Here is a 15,353-nt window from a genome sequence, read left to right as displayed (position 1 = left end):
GTCCGAGGCGAGGGGGTCCGGAGGGTCGCTCCGGAGGTCAGGCGAGGGACAGGAAGAGGCGCTCGAGCTCGCGCAGGTCCACCTCGCGCGACTCGCCGTCCTCGTTGGTGGAGCAGTAGCGCATCCCCGTCGAGACGACGGCGAAGCCGGCCTTGCTCAGCGCCTTGGAGGCGGCTGCGAGCTGGGTGACGACGGCGGAGCAGTCGCGCCCGTCCTCGATCATGCGGACGATGCCGCCGATCTGCCCCTCGATGCGCTTGAGCCGCTTGACGACGTCGGCGAGCTCGCCCGGGGGGATGTCCATGAGAGCGATGGTACATACCCCGGGGGGTATGTGCCAGGCAGGGGCTGCCATGGGGGTCAGCCGGTGGGGGCCGTCCAGAGGAACGCGTCGCGCAGCACCTCGCCGTCCCGGACGGTCGTCCACCGCTGCCCGCCGAAGACGACGAGGTCCCGGCCCAGGATTGCACTCGACCAGCCGTACACCCCGTCGCCGACGGACGGCGGCGGGACGGTCAGGTACGCGTCCGCCGCGCTGTCGTAGACGAGGGCCCCGGCCGGCCGGTGGCCCAGGTCGTAGACGGCGCGGTCGCGATCGAGGACGCCGTCGATGTCCTCGTGACCCTCGGGCAGTGCCGGTAACTCCGACCACGTCCACGTCTCCGGGTCCAGCAGCCAGCCGGCCGAATCGCGGTAGTGGCCGTTCAGCAACGGACCCCGGTCGGTGGGGAGGAGTTGGTAGCCGCCCCCGGGCGCGTCCGGGACGACGAACCACTCCTGGCGGGTCAGGTCGAACCGCGCGGCGCGCTTGGCCGGGGCCTCGAACGTGTCGGGGTCGGGCACCGCGGAGGCGGCGAGGACCAGCTGGTCGTCGACCAGCACGACGAAGCGGTCGTAGTCGTCGTCGGTGAGCGGGTCGTCCGGCAGCTCGGTCCAGGTGTCGTTCTCCGGGTCGAACCAGTAGTCGCCCACCTCACCCAGTCCCTCGCTGCCGCTGTAGACGAGCAGGCGCTGCCCGACCACCTCGAGGTTCCGGCCGTGCGTCGCGGGCCCGGGCACCTCGCCGTGGTCGGTCCACCGGTCGACGGCCAGGTCGTAGGCCAGCAGCCGCGGTGGCGCGTCGCAGAGCGGGCCGCTCGCGCACCCGGTCACCAGGTACGCGGTGCCGTCGATCGCTGCGGTCGTCGCCCGGATCAGGCCGAAGGGTGCCGGGGTGATGGTGCGCCAGGCGTCGTCGGTGCGGTCGTAGACCGCGCCGTCGGCGAACAGCGGGGTGGGCGGGGCCGCGCAGTCGGCGTTCGGCGGGCAGAGGAACTCCCAGCCGCCGACGACGAGCAGCGCATCGTCCAGCCCGACCAGGACCGCGTCCGTGCGGGGGCTCAGCGGCGGGTCGGGTAGCTCCCGCCACCCCTGCGCTCCCGACGGCGAACCGGCGTCGGCGTCGGCGTCGGCGTCGGCCGAGCAGGCCGCCGCTCCCGCCGTCAGCAGCGCGCCGGCGACCAGTAGTCCGAGCAGTCTCGTCCTCACGACCCGAAGACGCCGTCGGTGTGCGGTCAGGTTCCGTGGGTGAGGCGCGGTGCTCGGTCGGGCGGATTCGCGGAACCGTTCCTGCGTGTCGGGGGCCGGGCCCTTGACGTGGTGAATTGAATCACATTTCATTTCCTGGATCGGGTCGTGGCGTCGCGCCGCGGCTTCGGACCGCGGCGAGGCGGCACCTGGCGCTGGACGGCTGGACGGAAGGAACCGACGGATGAGAGTCAGCATCGACAACGCGAGGTGTCAGGGCCACGGCCGCTGCTACGACCTCGCTCCCGACCTGTTCGGCGAGGACGACGAGGGCTACGCGACCCTGACCGCTCTCACCGCCGACAAGGACGTGCCCGCCGACCGGGAGGGTGACGCGCGGCTCGCCGCCGCCAACTGCCCCGAATCCGCCGTCCTCATCCACGAGGAGGCGCGGGTATGACCGTCGACGAGAGGTTCACCGAGGAGGCTCGGCAGCAGCGCATCGCGCAGGCCGAGCTCGGCACCGTCAACGAGGTCGTGACCGGGCCAGTGTCCGACTGGACCACCGACTTCTCCCACTTCGAGGAGGAGTACGCGAACAACGCGATCGAGATCTGGGACGACCTGCGGGAGCGCTGCCCCGTGGCGCGCACCGAGCGCTTCGGCGGCGCCTGGCTGCCGACGCGGTACGAGGACGTCGCGGCGATCGCCTACGACACCGAGAACTTCACCTCCCGGGCGATCATCGTGAGCAACGTCCGGCCGCCGCTCGACCTGGCGCCGGTGGGGGTGGCCCCGCCGATCTCCTCGGACCCGCCGTTCCACCACGACGCGCGCAAGCTGCTGCTGCCGGCGTTCACCAAGACGAACGTGGCCAAGCAGCGGGTCACCACCGAGGCGTTCTGCCACTCGCTGATCGACGGCTTCGCCGGCCAGGACGTCGTGGACGCGGCGACCGACTACGGCATGTACATCCCCATGCGGGTCATCGCCGACATGCTCGGCTTCCCGCAGGAGGACACCGCGAAGTTCGCGAAGTTCGTCGAGAACGTGATCGAGGGGGCGAACGACTCGATCGAGGTGCGCGAAGAGCGGGGGATGGCGCTCAACGACTACCTGTTCGAGCAGGTCCGCGATCACCTCGACAACCCCCGCGACGACCTGACGACGTACCTGATCAACGCCGAGCTGTACGGCCAGAAGCTGGAGCCGCAGCACGTCGTCGGCACGATGATCCTGCTGCTCATCGCGGGCATCGACACGACGTGGAGCGCCATCGGCTCGTCGCTGTGGCACCTGGCGAAGAACCCCGAGGACCGCAAGCGCCTGGTCGAGGACCCCTCGCTGCGCCCGAAGGCGGTCGAGGAGTTCCTGCGGGCCTACGCGCCGGTCACGATGGCGCGCCTGGTCAAGCAGGACGTGGAGCTCGGCGGGGTGCAGATGAAGAAGGAGGACTGGGTCCTCCTGCCGTTCCCCGCCGCGAACCGCGACCCGCGCCGGTTCGAGCAGGCCGACGAGGTGATCATCGACCGGGAGGTGAACCGGCACGCCGCGTTCGGGCTGGGTATCCACCGCTGCGTCGGGTCGCACCTGGCCCGGATGGAGCTGACCGTGGCGCTCGACGTGTGGCTGGACCGCATCCCGGAGTTCAGCCTCGCCGACCCGGACGCCGTGCGGTGGTCCGCCGGGCAGATCCGCGGTCCTCGGGCGCTGCCGCTGCGCATCGGCTGACGCTTAACCGGAGGGCTCTTCCCCCCGTAGCCCTGAGTACCCCCCGGGGGTAGGGTGCTCCTCGAGCCTGCAGCCGGCAGGTCGAGGCATCCGGAGGTCGGACATGACCGATGCGCGCCCGCAGCACGGCGGCGTGCGCGCTCGTGACCACGCGAGCGCGCACGCCATCGACGGCGACTCCCAGCACGGGCACGGGACCGACTCTCACGGGCCGGGGCACGGTGAGCACGCCGGCCACGCCGGTCACGGCGGGCATGGCGACCACGGCGATCACGTGGGCGTCTTCCGTCGGCTGTTCTGGATCATGCTGGCGCTCGCCGTCCCGACGGTGCTGCTCAGCGACATGTTCGCCTCCATCGTCGGCTACACGCTGCCGGACGTCCCCGGGCTGACCTGGGTCGCACCGGTGCTCGGCACGGTGATGTACGTCTGGGGCGGCAGCCCGTTCCTCACCGGCGCGATCGGGGAGATCCGCGCCCGCCGGCCGGGGATGATGCTCCTGATCGGCATGGCCATCACGGTGGCCTTCGTCGCCTCCTGGGGTGCGAGCCTCGGCGTGCTCTCGCACGAGCTCGACTTCTGGTGGGAGCTGGCGCTGCTGATCGTGATCATGCTGCTCGGCCACTGGATCGAGATGCGCTCGCTGGCGCAGACCTCGTCGGCACTCGACTCGCTGGCCGCGCTCCTGCCGGACGAGGCGGAGAAGCTCGACGGCGAGCGGGTCGTCGCGGTCCCGCCCGCCGAGCTGGTGGTCGGCGACGTCGTCGTGGTGCGGCCCGGCGGCCGGGTGCCCGCCGACGGGACCGTCGTCGACGGCGTGGCCCACGTGGACGAGTCGATGATCACCGGCGAGTCCCGCCCGGTGCGCCGAGCCGTCGGCGACGACGTGGTCGCCGGCACCGTCGCGACCGACACGGCGATCCGCGTCCGGGTGGGCGCGGTGGGGGAGGACACCGCGCTGGCCGGGATCCAGCGGCTGGTGGCCGAGGCGCAGTCGTCCTCCAGTCGCGCGCAACTGCTGGCCGACCGCGCCGCGGGCTGGCTGTTCTGGTACGCCGTCGCGGCCGCGGCGATCACCGCGGTCGTGTGGTCGGTCGTGGGCAGTCCCGACAGCGCCCTGGTCCGGGTGATCACGGTGCTGGTCATCGCCTGCCCGCACGCGCTCGGGCTGGCGATCCCGCTGGTCGTCTCCATCTCCACCGAGCGGGCGGCGCGCGGCGGGGTGCTGGTCAAGGACCGCGCGGCCCTGGAGCGGATGCGGACGGTCGACACCGTGCTGTTCGACAAGACCGGCACGCTGACCAAGGGGGAGCCCGCCCTCACCCACATCGCCACGACGGGCGCCCCCGAGGACGAGGTGCTCGCTCTCGCGGCGGCCGCGGAGACCGACAGCGAGCACCCGCTCGCCCGAGCGATCGTCGCGGCGGCTCGCGAGCGCGGTCTGGACGTGCCGGTCGCCACCGACTTCCGGGCGTCGGCCGCCGTCGGCGTCACCGCCGTCGTCGACGGTCGCACCGTGCACGTGGGTGGTCCGCACCTGCTCACCGAGCACGGGATGGCGCCCCTGCCGGCGGCCGAGGGCTGGGCCGAGTCCGGGGCGACGGTGCTGCACGTGCTGGTGGACGGGGAGGCCGTCGGGGTGCTCGGGGTGGCCGACGAGGTCCGGGCCGAGTCGCGGGCGGCGGTCGACGCCCTGCACGCCCTCGGCGCGGAGATCGTCATGATCACCGGGGACGCCGAGCCGGTCGCGCGGGCCGTGGCCGCCGAGCTCGGCATCGACGCCGTCTTCGCCGGCGTGCGGCCGGAGCACAAGAGCGAGCGGGTGGCCGACCTGCAGCGGCAGGGCCGGACGGTGGCCATGGTGGGGGACGGCGTGAACGACGCGCCGGCCCTCGCCCAGGCCGACGTGGGCATCGCGATCGGCGCCGGCACCGACGTCGCGATCGCCTCGGCCGGCGTCGTGCTGGCGTCGGACGATCCGCGGTCGGTGCTCTCGGTCATCCGGCTGTCCCGGGCGGGCTACCGGAAGATGACGCAGAACCTGTGGTGGGCGGCCGGGTACAACCTGTTCGCCGTGCCGCTGGCGGCCGGCGTGCTGGCGCCGATCGGCTTCGTGCTGCCCATGGAGGTCGGGGCGCTGCTGATGTCCCTGTCGACCGTCGTCGTCGCGCTCAACGCCCAGGTCCTGCGGCGCCTGGACCTCAGTCCCGAGGCGAGCGTGGCCGCTGTCGCGTCGGCGGGCTGACGGGACGACGACGGGGCGGCGAGACCTCATGGCCCGCCGCCCCGTCCCGCTCGGGAGGCAGTGGCGGTCAGGGGATGACGGCGAACCCGCCGGTACAGGCGATCTTCTCGCCGGCGGCCGGCGTGGTCGGGTTCGAGATTCTCTGCGGGCTCGTCGGCGACTGACGCTCGCGCCGGTGGGTCCGGGCGCACGTCGGTCGAGCTCTTCCCTTGCTGACCAGGGCCGTGCCGGCCCGGAGGCACCCATGACCACCCACCACGATCTCGTTCTCAGCGCGGCCAAGGTCCGTGTCGTCGTCACCGAGGCGCTGGGGCTGCAACGCGTCCTCACCCTGTTGACCGGCCGCAACCACACGTTCACCCGCCTGGCGGCCGAGGAGGCCGAACAGGGGCGGTGGACGGTCACCGTGGACCTGACTGCCACGCCGCAGGAGATGGACCTCGTGACCCTCCGGCTGGAGCGGCTGCCCAGCGTGCTGACCGTCGACGTCAGCGCGCCGGGTCGACTCGCCGCGATCGCCTGACGACGTGGGAGCGTGCTGCGACCAGCTCGCAGGAACGACGGGCCTCTGGTCGCTGGCCTGATCGAAGCCCTGCCCACGTGCGGCGACTGACGGGGCTCGAACCCGCGAGTGAGACCGGTGCCGGGCCTGGTGGCCTGGCGAATCCGTACGATAGCGGCCTCCTCCGACACCGGAGATCGCCCCGGGGTGGTCCTGAACGGTCCTGGGCGGCCGGATCCCCCCATCTGCCCCCAGTCACGGTCCGGAGGGGCGGGCGGACGCCGTCCCTCAGCCGCTCACGGCGTCGACCGACGTCGGTTCGGCGGCGGCTGCGGCCAACTGCACGACGTCACCGACGACCCAGACGGCCGGCGGACGGACCGACTCCTCACTCATCGTGGTCCCGAGGTCTTCCAGAGTCGTCCGGAGGGAGCGCTCGCCGCCGGTCGTCCCCTCGACCACGACGGCGACGGGAGTGTCGGGCCTGCGGCCGTGCCGGATGAGCGCGGCGGCGATTGCCGGCGCCGTCTCAACCCCCATGAGGACGACGACCGTGCCCCGCAGCCTGCCGATCGCCGACCAGTCGACGAGCGACTGCGGGTGGTCCGGCGGTAGATGGCCGGAGACCACGACGAACTCGTGGGTGAGGCCGCGGTGGGTCACCGGGACCCCGGCGACCCCTGGCACCGCGACCGCGCTGGTGACTCCGGGGACGACCTCGACGGGGACGTCGGCGGCCGCGCACGCGAGCAGCTCCTCCATCCCGCGGCCGAACACGAACGGGTCGCCGCCCTTGAGGCGCACCACCAGCTCGCCGGCGCGAGCGCGCGACACCAGGAGCGCGTTGATCTCCTCCTGCGGCATGGCGCGTCCGCGCGGCAGCTTCGACGCATCCACCACCTCGACGTCGGGACGCAGCCGGGCCAGCAGCGATCGGGGACCGAGGTGGTCGACGACCACGACGTCGGCCTGGGACAGCGCCTCCCGGCCGCGCACGGTGATCAGCCCGGGGTCGCCCGGCCCGCCGCCGACGAGCACGACCCGACCGCCCGGGCGGTCGCGGAAGAGCGGCACCTCGTCGTCCGGCAGCGCCGGGTGGGCGCTGGACGCGTCCGGGGTGTCGGCGCGGGTGCAGAAGACCCGGGCGCGCTCGGCGTCGACGGCGACGGCCTCGTCCACCGTCTGGTCCGCGGTCGCGGTGACGGCGTACCAGGCGCCGTCCAGATCGCCGGGTGCGTAGCAGCGGCGGATCCAGGACAGAGAGCCGGAGGCGGCCAGCGCCTCCAGTGCGGGGACGACGGCGGGGCTCACGACGGTCACCAGCGCGCCGGAGGCGAGCAGCCCGACGGTCGCCCGGTAGGCGCCGGTACCCCCACCGGCGACCACCACCCGGCGACCCTCCAGCCGCAGGCCGACGGGGTGGAGGGGCGCGGACGGGCGGGGGAGCTGCGGGATGCTCACGGCACCTCCTCGGGGGTGGGGGCGGACGCCAGGACGGCGGCGAGGTCGGCGGAGAAGGCTGACGAGATCTCGGGGGTCCGCACGGCCACGCGCAGGTGGTCCGGCGTCAGGCCGGGGAACGTGTCGCCGCGGCGGACCGCCCAGCCGCGCTGCCGGAGCTCCGCACGCACCCGCGCGCCGTCCGGGACGCGGAGGAGCACGAACGACGAGCGGGGGGTGCCCTCGACCACCACCGTCGGCGGCAGGCTCCGAAGCAGGACCTCCCGCCGGTGGCACAGCTCGCGGGCGGCGGCGTCGGCCTCCGCGCGGGCGGCCGGGGTGGTGCACGCGGTGAGCGCGGCGAGGGCGGGCGTCGACACCGGCCAATGCGGTTGCTGCGCCTCCAGGGCGGCGATCAGCGGAGCCGGACCGAGTGCGTAGCCCACCCGGAGGCCGGCCAGTCCCCAGGTCTTGGTCAGGCTGCGGACGACGAGGACCCCGGGCAGGTCGCGCCGGGAGGCGAGGGACTCCGGCTCGCCGGGGACCGTGTCGGCGAACGCCTCGTCGACGACGAGCACCCGGTCCGGTCGGGCGAGGGCGGCGACGTCCGCGGCCGGGTGCAGCACCGACGTCGGGTTCGTGGGGTTGCCGAGCACGACGAGGTCGGCGTCCCCGGGTACGGCGGCCGGGTCGAGTCGCCGGCCGTCGTCGGCGCGCAGCCCCACCCGGGTGACCGGGTGCCCGGCCGCGCGGAGCGCTGCCTCCGGCTCGGTGAACGAGGGGTGCACGACGGCGGCGAGCCGGGGGTGCAGCGCCCGCGCGACGAGGACGAACACCTCGGCGGCGCCGGCGGCCAGCAGCACCTCCTCGACGGGGCGGCCGTGCGCGGCGGCGACCGCCTCCCGGGCGGCGACGGGGTCCGGGTAGGCGGCCGACGCATCGAGGGACGCGTGCAGGACGGCGCGCAGCCAGGGGGGCGGGGCGTCGGCGCGCACGTTGACCGCCAGGTCGATGAGGCCGGGTCCCAGGTCGGCGTCGCCGTGGTGGTGCAGGTCGGTCACGGTGTCCCCAGCTCGCTCCCGCGGCGCGCTCCGCTCCTCGCTCGTTCCTCGCTGCGATGCTCACCCGCCTGTCCGCTCGCGCTCACCGCCACGGTGACCCGGCCGACCACCGTCTTGGGCACCAGGAGCGAGCCGCCCGCCAGCAGGGCTGCCGCCTCGGCCACCGATGCGGTGCCGACCGCAGCCGCCACCCGGTCGGACGGGGACGGCACGGGGACGGCGGCCAGCACGGCGGCCGGGAAGCCGACGAGCTGCCAGCCTCGCCGGGTGGCTGCCTCCACCAGGCCCGGTTCGGCGAGCTTGGCGTCGAGCGTCGAGAGGCGCACGGGACCGGGCGCGGCCGGCAGCACCGCGTCCACGGCGGCCAGCACCTCGTCGGCGCCCACCCCGCTCGACGCCCCCACGCCCACGGTGATCACGGGCGCTCTGCCGGAGCAGAGACCCGCGGCGGTGCCGCACGGACGTCCTCCGGTCCTCCGGCGGTCGCGCATGCGGCGACGAAGCGTTCGGCCAGCTGCGGGCTCCCGGCCCAGTTGAGGTGCAGGTAGGAGGCATGCACGGAGCCGTGGGCGAACCCCTCGGTGCCGGCTGAGGACCAGCGCCAGGCGCCGTCGCGACCGGCCGGGGGATCGGCGCACGTGCGGTGGAACTCGTGCCCGCGCACCCGGGTTCCGGCCGGGGCCAGCACGGAGTCGCAGACGGCGACCGCCTCCCGGTATCCCAGGGTCAGCCGGGGGGACATCGCCGTGACGACGTCGAGCACCCCGCACATCGGCCTGCCGTCGAGCTCGCGGGCGAGGTAGAGCAGCCCCGCGCACTCGGCGGCGATCGGCGCACCGCGCGCCGCGAGCGCCGCGATGTCGGCGCGCAGGGTCTCGTTGGCGGACAGCTCGGCGGCGTGCACCTCCGGGAAGCCGCCGCCCACGATGAGGCCCGCAGTCCCTGCTGGCAGCGCCTCGTCGCGCAGCGGGTCCACCGCGACGACCTCCGCGCCCGCCGCTTCGAGCAGCTCGGCGTTCTCGGCGTAGCCGAAGGTGAAGGCGGGGCCGCCGGCCACTGCGATCCGCGGCCGGCCGGGTGCCGGCGTGACCTCGTCGGTCGGGTCCCAGGGACCGGCGTCCAGCGGGGGTGCCGACCGGGCCAGCGCCAGGACCGCGTCGAGGCCGACGGAGTGCTGCACGACCTCGCCGAGTCGGCGGACGCTCGCGAGCGCGGCGTCCGACCGCTCCGCCGCCGGGATCAGCCCCAGGTGCCGCGACGGCGTGTGCAGCTGCTCCATCCGCCGGACCGCGCCGAGCACCGGCACTCCGGCGGCGTCCAGCGCGTCGCGGAGGATCGCCTCGTGCCGGTCGGTCCCGACCCGGTTGAGGACGACGCCACCGAGCCGGACGCCGGGGTCGAACGTGGCGAAGCCGTGCACGAGCGCCGCCACCGAGCGTGCCTGGGAGGAGCCGTCCACGACGAGCAGGACCGGCGCCCGCAGCAGGCCCGCGACGTGTGCGGTCGATGCGAAACCGGGCTCGACCGACGGGTGAGAGGCACCGTCGAACAGACCCATCACGCCCTCGACGACGGCGACGTCGGCCGGACGCGGGTGCAGCGCACCCCGCAGGAAGAGCGGGGCGATGCGGTCCTCGCCGACGAGCCAGGGGTCCAGGTTGCGGCCCGGGCGGCCGGCGGCGAGGCCGTGGTATCCCGGGTCGATGTAGTCGGGACCGACCTTGTGCGGGGAGACGGCGAGCCCGCGGGCGGTGAGCGCGGCGATGAGCCCCGTGGCCACCGACGTCTTGCCGGCGTTGCTGCTGGGCGCGGCCACGACCAGCCGCGGCACGGTCACCACTCGATGCCTCGCTGACCCTTCTGCCCCGCGTCCATCGGGTGCTTCACCTTGGTCATCTCGACCACGAGATCTGCCGCGCCGATCAGCGCCGGGTGGGCGTCCCGGCCGGTGATCACCACGTGCTGGGTGCCGGGGCGCGCGCGCAGGGCGGCGACCACGTCCTCGACGTCGATCCAGCCCCACTTCATGGGGTAGGTGAACTCGTCGAGCACGTAGAAGCGGTGCGCCTCGGCAGCCAGGTCGCGTTTGATCTGCGCCCAGCCCTCGGCGGCGTCTGCGGCGTGGTCGACCTCGGTGCCCTGGCGGCGTGACCAGCTCCATCCGCTGCCCATCTTGTGCCAGACGACCGGCCCGCCCTCGCCGGTCTGCTCGTGCAGCCGGCCCAGGGCGGTCAGCGCGTTCTCCTCGCCGACCTTCCACTTGGCGCTCTTGACGAACTGGTAGACCGCGATCGACCAGCCCTGGTTCCAGGCGCGCATGGCCATCCCGAAGGCGGCCGTGGACTTGCCCTTCATCTCGCCGGTGTGCACGACCAGCAGCGGTCGGTTGCGCCGCTGCCGCGTGGTCAGCCCGTCGTCGGGGACGACGCTCACCTGTCCCTGGGGCATGTCAGGCCGCCTCTCTCACGGCCCGCACAGTGCCGGCCAGCGTCTCGGCGGCCAGGTCCTCCGGCCGCAGGGTCTGCGCGTCCAGGTGCCGGCCGAGCACCGCGGCCAGGCCGAGCCGCACGGGGCCGGACTCGCAGTCGACGACGACGGCGGCGACCCCCGCGGCGGCGAGCAGCCGCGCGACCGCGTGCGCCTCGGTGAGAGGGGCGCCTCCCCGTGCTTCGGTGGCGCGGCCGTCCGTGACGACGACGAGCAGCGGGCGGCGGCGCGGGTCGCGGATGCGCTCCACGCGCAGCACCTCGGCGGCCCGAAGCAGCCCGGCGGCCAGCGGGGTGCGGCCGCCGGTGGGCAGCTCGGCGAGCCGCGCGGCGGCGGCCTCGATGGACCAGGTGGGCGGCAGGGCCAGCTCGGCCCCCGCCCCGCGGAAGGTGACCAGGCCGACCTTGTCCCGGCGCTGGTAGGCGTCGACCAACAGCGAGAGGACCGCGCCCTTCACCGCACCCATCCGGGCCCGTGACCCCATCGAGCCGCTGGCGTCGACGACGAAGAGCACGAGGTTGCCCTCCCGCCCCTCGAGCGTCGCCTGGCGCAGGTCCTCCCGGACGATCCGCAGACCCGGCCCGGAGCGGCCGCGCGCCCGCTGGTGCGGGGCGGCGGCGAGCACCGTGTCGGTGAGGTGCAGCTTCGTCACGCTCGAGACGGGGCGGGTGGACCCGACGACCCGGCCGCGCTCGGCGCGGGCGCGCGACCGGCGGCCGGCGGCACCGGCCCCGATGCCGGGTACCTCGAGCCGACGGGCGCGGAACGTCTCCGACGGGGCGGCCGCGGCCTGGTCGGGCGCCGCCGCGGCGTCGGTGCGGCCACCGCCCTCGCCGCGGGGTGCCGTCGTGGGTTGCTCGCCGTCCGGGTCCCCGGGCGTGGGAGGCGATACCTGCGCGTCCTGGCCCGTTCCGGGGGCACCGCTTCCCATGCCCGCACCGTCGGGAGCTCCGCTGCCGGGTCCGCCTCCGTCGGGTCCGCCTCCGTCGGGTCCGCCGTCCCCGGAGCCGCCTCCGTCCGGGCCACCACCGGGGCCATCGTCCTCCGGGCCGTCATCGGGGCGGCTGTCGGCGAGCGCCTGCTCCAGCGTCTCCTCGTCGAGGCCGGGGGCGTCGAAGGGGTTGCGCCGGCGGCGGTGCGGGAGGGCGAGGCGGGCGGCCACCCGGACGTCGTCCTCGATCACCTCGTCGCGGCCGGACCAGGCGGCGTGCGCGATCGCGGCGCGCGCGGTGACCAGGTCGGCGCGCAGGCCGTCCACGTCGAAGGCGGCGCAGACGGCGGTGACCTGCCGCAGCGCGGCGTCGGAGAGGACCACGTGCGGCAGCCGGGCGCGGGCGGCGGCGATGCGGTCGGCCAGCTCGGTCTCCTGCGCCGACCACGCGGCCGCGAAGCCGGCGGGGTCGCCGTCGGAGGCGAACCGCCGGCGCACCACCTCGGCCCGCTCGGCCGGATCGCGCGGCGCGGCCACCTCGACGGTCAGCCCGAACCGGTCGAGCAGCTGCGGCCGCAGCTCGCCCTCCTCGGGGTTCATGGTCCCGACCAGGAGGAACCGGCTGGCGTGCCGGACGGAGATGCCCTCGCGCTCGACGTAGGCGGTGCCCATCGCGGCGGCGTCCAGCAGCAGGTCGACCAGGTGGTCGTGCAGCAGGTTGACCTCGTCGACGTAGAGCACGCCCCGGTGGGCGGCGGCCAGGAGGCCGGGCTCGAAGGCCTTGACGCCCTCGGTGAGCGCACGCTCCAGGTCGAGCGAGCCGACGACGCGGTCCTCCGAGGCGCCCACGGGCAGCTCGACCAGCCGGGCCGGCCGCACCGGGCCGCCTACGGTCGGCTCGTGCGGGCCGTCGGGGCAGGCGGGATCGGGGGCTGCCGGGTCGCAGGCGAAGCGGCAGCCCGGCACGACCGCGACCGGCGGCAGCACGGCGGCCAGGGCACGGACCGTCGTCGACTTCGCCGTTCCCTTCTCGCCGCGCACGAGCACGCCGCCGACGGCGGGGGAGACGGCGTTGAGCAGGAGGGCCAGCCGCATGTCGTCCATGCCGACGACGGCGCTGAAGGGGTAGGTCATGCGCGGATACGGCGCACGGGAGCACGCTTCCTCTCCCCGGGTGTCCACGCCCGGAGGTGGCAGGAGCGCGACGGCGGGAGTTCCTGACTCACCGACCCGGAGGCCGGCTCACAGTGGCGGGACCGCGCCGGACTCTCACCGGGCTTCCTCCACTGCCGTCGCGTGTGGCGGGGTCATGCAACCACAATCGCCGCGTTGGGTCGACAGCCCCGGGGTCAGCCGCCGGCCGACCCGGGGGGCAGCAGCGGCAGCCCGGACGGGGCGCCGGACTCGATCAGCCGCCACAGCGCGTCGGTGTCGGCGTGCTCGGCGATCAGGTCGCCCAGCCGGTCCAGCCGGGTCTCGCGAACGGCGGCGAAGTCGGTGTCCGGCGCGGCGAGGAACCGGCGACCGGTGGTGCGCGCGACCTCGGCGAGGAAGGCGCGGCGGAAGCCGTCGTTCTCCAGCGCGCCGTGCCAGGTGGTGCCGAATACGGACCCGGCCCGGGCACCGTCGAGGAAGGGCTCGGCGGCCCCGTCGACGGTGACGACGCCGTGGTGGATCTCGTAGCCGGTGACCTGCTCGCCGAGGGCCGACCCGGTCGGGCGGCCCAGGGTCTTCTCCCGCTCGAAGCGCACCTCGGTGGGCAGCAGGCCGAGCCCTTCGACGGTGCCGGCCCGGGACTCGACGTCGTCGGTGATGCTGCGGGCCAGCATCTGGTGGCCGCCGCAGATGCCCAGCACCGGACGGCCGACTGCGGCGTGCCGGGAGACCGCGTCGGCCAGACCGGTCTCCCGGAGCCAGCCGAGGTCGGCGACCGTCGAGCGGGTGCCCGGCAGGACGACCAGGTCGGCGTCCGCGAGCTCCCCGGGCCGGGTGACGTACCGGACGAGGACGCCGGGCTCGGCGGCGAGCGCGTCGAGATCGGTGACGTTCGACAGCCGGGGCAGCCGGGCGACGGCGACGCGCAGCACCTCCTCGCCGTGCGGCGGGGCGCTCGTCGCGGCGCCGGTGGGGACGCCGAGGGAGTCCTCGACGTCGAGCTCCAGGCCGCCGAGCCACGGCAGCACGCCCAGCGTCGGCCGGCCGGTGAGCCGTTCCAGCTCCACCAGACCCGGCTCCAGCAGGCGGACGTCACCGCGGAACTTGTTGACCAGGAAGCCGGCGACCAGCCGCTGGTCGCCCGGCGGCATGAGCGCGACCGTGCCGTACAGCGCCGGGAACAGCCCGCCGCGGTCGATGTCGCCGACCAGCAGCACGGGCAGGTCGGCCGCTGTGGCCAGCCCCATGTTGGCGATGTCGTCGGCACGCAGGTTGATCTCGGTGGGGGAGCCGGCGCCCTCGCAGATCACCACGTCGAAGCGGGACCGCAGGTCGGCCAGCGAGGCCAGGGCCTGCTCGAGCAGCGCGGCCTTCATCGGCCGGTAGGACAGCGCGGTGACGTCGGCGACCGCCCGGCCCAGCACGACCACCTGGCTGGAGTTGTCGCCCCCGGGCTTGAGCAGCACCGGGTTCATCGCCGCCTCGGGCGTCACCCGGGCGGCTGCGGCCTGCATCACCTGCGCCCGGCCGATCTCGGCGCCGTCCGGGGTGACCATCGAGTTGTTGCTCATGTTCTGCGCCTTGAACGGCGCCACCGAGACGCCCTCGCGGACCAGCCACCGGCAGATGCCCGCTGTGACCACAGACTTGCCGGCGTCCGAGGTGGTGCCCGCGACCAGCATGGCGCCCCTCACGCCGGGCTCCGCAGCAGCCGCGCCGTGACCGCGAGCACCGCGGAGGCCAGCCAGACCGCCCGCGACAGCCGGATCGCCGGTCCGATGTCGGCCGGTTCCGGCGCGCGGCCGGACCCCAGCGACGGGCGATCCTCCACCCGCGAGCCGTAGACGTTGCGCCCGCCGAGCCGCACGCCCAGCGCACCGGCTGCCGCCGCCTCGCACCGGCCGGAGTTGGGGCTGGGGTGGGCTGCGCCGTCGCGGAGCCACGTGCGCAGCGCGCCGGGGGCCGAGCCGCCGACCAGGGGGGCGCAGGCGACCGTGAGCGCGGCGGTGAGCCGGGCCGGCACCCAGTTGGCGACGTCGTCGAGCCGGGCGGCGGCCCAGCCGAAGCGCTCGTAGCGCGGCGAGCGGTGGCCGACCATCGCGTCGAGGGTGTTCACCGCGCGGTAGCCGAGCAGCCCGGGGAGCCCCGCGACCGCACCCCAGAACAGCGGCGCGACCGCGGCGTCGGAGGTGTTCTCGGCGACGGACTCGACGGTGGCCCGGGCCAGGCCGTCCGCGTCGAGCGAGCGGGGGTCCCGGCCGGCCAGCGCCGGCAGCGCCGCCCGGCCGGCCTCGA

Annotated in this window: 14 protein-coding genes and 1 riboswitch; of the genes, 4 read left to right on the top strand and 10 right to left on the bottom strand. The window is 74.9% G+C overall.

All coding sequences use genetic code 11. From position 1 onward, the window contains the following. Nucleotides 1-37: 37 nt before the first annotated feature. Both A6V29_RS19685 and A6V29_RS19680 read right to left on the bottom strand, forming a co-directional pair. Nucleotides 38-304 (bottom strand): metal-sensitive transcriptional regulator, encoded by a 267-nt coding sequence (locus tag A6V29_RS19685; protein ID WP_137161880.1) that lies wholly within the window; start codon nt 302-304, stop codon nt 38-40. 56 nt (nt 305-360) lie between these two features. Further along, entirely contained in the window at nt 361-1,527 is a 1,167-nt protein-coding gene (locus tag A6V29_RS19680) for a Kelch repeat-containing protein (RefSeq protein WP_137161879.1), read from the bottom strand. A gap of 223 nt (nt 1,528-1,750) precedes the next feature. Here A6V29_RS19680 and A6V29_RS19675 point away from each other — a divergent pair, with 223 nt between their 5' ends. The 4 genes from A6V29_RS19675 to A6V29_RS19660 all read left to right on the top strand — a co-directional run bounded on the left by A6V29_RS19675 (nt 1,751) and on the right by A6V29_RS19660 (nt 6,005). Beyond that, nucleotides 1,751-1,966, top strand: a complete 216-nt coding sequence (locus A6V29_RS19675) for a ferredoxin (RefSeq protein ID WP_137161878.1) — start codon at nt 1,751-1,753, stop codon at nt 1,964-1,966. After that, nucleotides 1,963-3,237: a cytochrome P450 gene (locus A6V29_RS19670; RefSeq protein WP_137161877.1), complete on the top strand. Its 1,275-nt coding sequence runs from the start codon at nt 1,963-1,965 to the stop codon at nt 3,235-3,237. The genes A6V29_RS19675 and A6V29_RS19670 overlap by 4 nt, the downstream gene beginning before the upstream one ends. A 103-nt stretch (nt 3,238-3,340) precedes the next feature. After that, nucleotides 3,341-5,482 (top strand): heavy metal translocating P-type ATPase, encoded by a 2,142-nt coding sequence (locus A6V29_RS19665; protein ID WP_137161876.1) that lies wholly within the window; start codon nt 3,341-3,343, stop codon nt 5,480-5,482. A 244-nt stretch (nt 5,483-5,726) separates the two neighbouring features. Then, entirely contained in the window at nt 5,727-6,005 is a 279-nt protein-coding gene (locus tag A6V29_RS19660; RefSeq protein ID WP_137161875.1) for a hypothetical protein, read from the top strand. Between the two features lie 267 nt (nt 6,006-6,272). Here A6V29_RS19660 and cobA read toward each other — a convergent pair whose 3' ends face one another. The 8 genes from cobA to A6V29_RS19620 form a co-directional block, all read right to left on the bottom strand. Continuing rightward, entirely contained in the window at nt 6,273-7,445 is a 1,173-nt protein-coding gene (gene cobA / locus A6V29_RS19655; protein ID WP_137161874.1) for a uroporphyrinogen-III C-methyltransferase, read from the bottom strand. After that, entirely contained in the window at nt 7,442-8,485 is a 1,044-nt protein-coding gene (gene cobC, locus A6V29_RS19650) for an Rv2231c family histidinol phosphate aminotransferase CobC (protein ID WP_137161873.1), read from the bottom strand. The genes cobA and cobC overlap by 4 nt, the downstream gene beginning before the upstream one ends. Next, complete coding sequence (locus A6V29_RS19645) at nt 8,482-8,904, bottom strand: cobalamin biosynthesis protein (RefSeq protein ID WP_137161872.1); 423 nt, start codon at nt 8,902-8,904, stop codon at nt 8,482-8,484. The genes cobC and A6V29_RS19645 overlap by 4 nt, the downstream gene beginning before the upstream one ends. Then, complete coding sequence (locus A6V29_RS19640; protein ID WP_137161871.1) at nt 8,901-10,322, bottom strand: cobyrinic acid a,c-diamide synthase CobB; 1,422 nt, start codon at nt 10,320-10,322, stop codon at nt 8,901-8,903. The genes A6V29_RS19645 and A6V29_RS19640 overlap by 4 nt, the downstream gene beginning before the upstream one ends. Then, nucleotides 10,319-10,933 (bottom strand): cob(I)yrinic acid a,c-diamide adenosyltransferase, encoded by a 615-nt coding sequence (cobO, locus tag A6V29_RS19635; RefSeq protein ID WP_137161870.1) that lies wholly within the window; start codon nt 10,931-10,933, stop codon nt 10,319-10,321. The genes A6V29_RS19640 and cobO overlap by 4 nt, the downstream gene beginning before the upstream one ends. 1 nt (nt 10,934) lies before the next feature. Beyond that, entirely contained in the window at nt 10,935-13,037 is a 2,103-nt protein-coding gene (locus A6V29_RS19630; protein WP_137161869.1) for a putative cobaltochelatase, read from the bottom strand. Nucleotides 13,038-13,114: 77 nt separating this feature from the next. Then, a riboswitch (cobalamin riboswitch) is annotated at nt 13,115-13,187 on the bottom strand. 65 nt (nt 13,188-13,252) lie between these two features. Next, entirely contained in the window at nt 13,253-14,752 is a 1,500-nt protein-coding gene (locus A6V29_RS19625; protein WP_137161868.1) for a cobyric acid synthase, read from the bottom strand. Continuing rightward, nucleotides 14,749-15,353 (bottom strand): CobD/CbiB family cobalamin biosynthesis protein (locus A6V29_RS19620; protein ID WP_137161867.1); only part of this gene is annotated, 605 nt, incomplete at its 5' end. The genes A6V29_RS19625 and A6V29_RS19620, both read right to left, overlap by 4 nt.

It is taken from the genome of Blastococcus sp. CCUG 61487, from assembly GCF_005222955.1.
GTDB lineage: Bacteria > Actinomycetota > Actinomycetes > Mycobacteriales > Geodermatophilaceae > Blastococcus.
The sequence above is the reverse complement of the archived record's forward strand: the minus strand, read 5'-3'. Positions and strand labels throughout refer to the sequence as shown.

Bases quoted from the DNA above. Each gene is read 5' to 3' on its own strand.
- A6V29_RS19685 (WP_137161880.1), bottom strand. From the start codon at position 304: ATGGACATCCCCCCGGGCGAGCTCGCCGACGTCGTCAAGCGGCTCAAG.
- A6V29_RS19675 (WP_137161878.1), top strand. From the start codon at position 1,751: ATGAGAGTCAGCATCGACAACGCGAGGTGTCAGGGCCACGGCCGCTGC.
- A6V29_RS19670 (WP_137161877.1), top strand. From the start codon at position 1,963: ATGACCGTCGACGAGAGGTTCACCGAGGAGGCTCGGCAGCAGCGCATC.
- A6V29_RS19665 (WP_137161876.1), top strand. From the start codon at position 3,341: ATGACCGATGCGCGCCCGCAGCACGGCGGCGTGCGCGCTCGTGACCAC.
- A6V29_RS19660 (WP_137161875.1), top strand. From the start codon at position 5,727: ATGACCACCCACCACGATCTCGTTCTCAGCGCGGCCAAGGTCCGTGTC.
- cobO (WP_137161870.1), bottom strand. From the start codon at position 10,933: ATGCCCCAGGGACAGGTGAGCGTCGTCCCCGACGACGGGCTGACCACG.
- A6V29_RS19630 (WP_137161869.1), bottom strand. From the start codon at position 13,037: ATGACCTACCCCTTCAGCGCCGTCGTCGGCATGGACGACATGCGGCTG.